Origin of the sequence: Micromonospora sp. NPDC049580 (genome assembly GCF_040675595.1) — a bacterium.
Taxonomy (GTDB): domain Bacteria; phylum Actinomycetota; class Actinomycetes; order Mycobacteriales; family Micromonosporaceae; genus Micromonospora.
In genome coordinates, this window is sequence record NZ_JBFAPG010000709.1 from 1 (window position 1) to 2,229 (window position 2,229).

The following is a 2,229-nucleotide window of genomic DNA, read 5'->3' on the forward strand; positions in this document are numbered from 1 at the left end:
GCTCCGGCCTGCCGGCCGGGGCGCCCCTCGGCGTCCCTGAGGGGTGGCGGCTGAGCGCTCGAGACCGGCCAGTCGCACGCCGAAGGCCAAGCCACCCGAGCGGGCGCGAACGCAGCGGAGCGGACGTGCAGGCATGAAACCTCGCGTAGCGGGTAATAGGGCGCGCGCATCGAATCCGGTGTCAACGTCGGGACGAGGGGTGACGGGATGGACGGCGGCGGTCTGCGGCTCAATATGAACGGGCTGGACTACCTGATCCTTGCGCTGTACTTCGTCACCGTCCTCGGGGTGGGCTTCGCCGCCCGGCGGGCGATCCGGACCAGCGTCGACTTCTTCCTCTCCGGCCGCTCCCTGCCGGCCTGGGTGACCGGCCTCGCGTTCGTCTCCGCGAACCTGGGTGCGCTGGAGATCATCGGCATGGCGGCGAACGGCGCCCAGTACGGCGTCATGACGGTCCACTACTACTGGATCGGAGCGGTGCCGGCGATGGTCTTCCTGGGCATCGTGATGATGCCCTTCTACTACGGGTCCAAGGTCCGCAGCGTGCCCGAGTACCTGCGGCTGCGCTTCAACCGACCGACCCACCTGCTGAACGCGCTCAGCTTCGCCGTCGCCCAGGTGCTGATCGCCGGCGTGAACCTCTACGCGCTGGCCCTGGTCATGCAGGCGCTGCTCGGCTGGCCGCTCTGGACCGCGATCGTGGTGGGCGCGGCGATCGTGCTGGCGTACATCACCATCGGTGGCCTGTCCGGGGCGATCTACAACGAGGTGCTCCAGTTCTTCGTCATCCTGGCCGGCCTCATCCCGGTCACCGTGATCGGTCTGGTCAAGGTCGGCGGCGTGAGCGGGCTGATGGACGCGGTCCGCGACTCCAAGCTCGGCGAGGCGGGTCTGCACGCCTGGCAGGACACCGCCAGCACCGACAACCCGCTCGGCGCGCAGTGGATCGGCATCGTGTTCGGCCTCGGCTTCGTGCTCTCGTTCGGCTACTGGACGACGAACTTCGCCGAGGTGCAGCGCGCGCTGTCGGCGAAGAACATGAGCGCCGCCCGGCGTACGCCGATCATCGCCGCGTACCCGAAGCTGTTCATTCCCCTGGTCACGATCATCCCCGGCCTCGTCGCCCTCGTGACGGTGAAGGGGCTCGGCGCGGAGAAGGGCGACCTGCAGTACAACAACGCCATTCCGCTGCTCATGCGGGACCTGCTGCCCAACGGCGTGCTCGGGGTGGCGGTCACCGGCCTGCTCGCGTCGTTCATGGCCGGCATGGCGGCCAACGTGAGCGGCTTCAACACCGTCTTCACCTACGACATCTGGCAGGCGTACGTCCGCCGCGGCCGGTCCGACGAGTACTACCTGCGCATCGGTCGGTGGGCGACGGTCGCCGCCGTGGTGATCGGCATCGGGACGGCGTTCATCGCGTCCGGGTTCAGCAACATCATGAACTACATCCAGGCGCTCTTCTCGCTGTTCAACGCGCCGCTGTTCGCCACGTTCATCATCGGCATGTTCTGGAAGCGGATGAGCGCGTTGGCCGGCTTCTGGTCGCTGCTGCTCGGCACGCTGGCGTCGCTGGCGACCTACCTGCTCTACAAGGGCGGCGTGATCGACTTCAACTCCGACCTGGAGGAGAGCTTCTGGGGCGCCGGCATCGCGTTCGTCACCGTGGCGGTGGTCGCCGCGATCCTCACCCCGCTCACCGCACCCAAGCGCGATGAGGAGCTGCGCGGGCTGGTCTACGGCATGGGCGGCGTCGATCTGAAGGGCGACGTGCTCGCCGGGGACGCCGTCTGGTACCGCTCCCCCGTGCTGCTGGGCGTGATCGCGGTCGCGCTCGCCGCCCTCTTCTACATCCCGGTCTTCTAGAAAGGAGTCGGCAGATGAGCAACGACGGCCAGCCGGCGCAGGACCCGTTGATCGACGAGACGCAGGCCGAGGAGCGCCGCTCCGCCGCCGCCCGACTGTTCGACATCCGTCGGGTGATCGGTGGCCTCTTCGTGGCGTACGGGATCATCGTGACGCTGATCGGCGTCTTCGACAGCCGGGCCGAGATCGACAAGGCCGAGGGTGTCCGCATCAACCTGTGGGCCGGGCTCGTGATGCTCGCCTTCGGCCTGCTCATGCTGCTCTGGCAGTGGCTGCGCCCGGCCGAGGCGCCGACCCCGAACGAGCAGCAGCCCGACAGCTGACCTCAGGCCCGCCGCGCCGGCGCCGTCCACACGGACGGCG

Annotated in this window: 2 protein-coding genes; both read left to right on the forward strand. The window is 68.6% G+C overall.

Features of this window, described 5'->3' with window-relative positions; translation table 11 throughout:
* Positions 1–207 precede the first annotated feature (207 nt).
* Positions 208–1,866: a sodium:solute symporter family protein gene (locus AB0J68_RS31260; protein ID WP_363942381.1), complete on the forward strand. Its 1,659-nt coding sequence runs from the start codon at positions 208–210 to the stop codon at positions 1,864–1,866.
* Positions 1,867–1,880: 14 nt separating this feature from the next.
* Entirely contained in the window at positions 1,881–2,189 is a 309-nt protein-coding gene (locus tag AB0J68_RS31265; protein ID WP_354856983.1) for a hypothetical protein, read from the forward strand.
* The last annotated feature ends 40 nt before the right edge of the window (positions 2,190–2,229 follow it).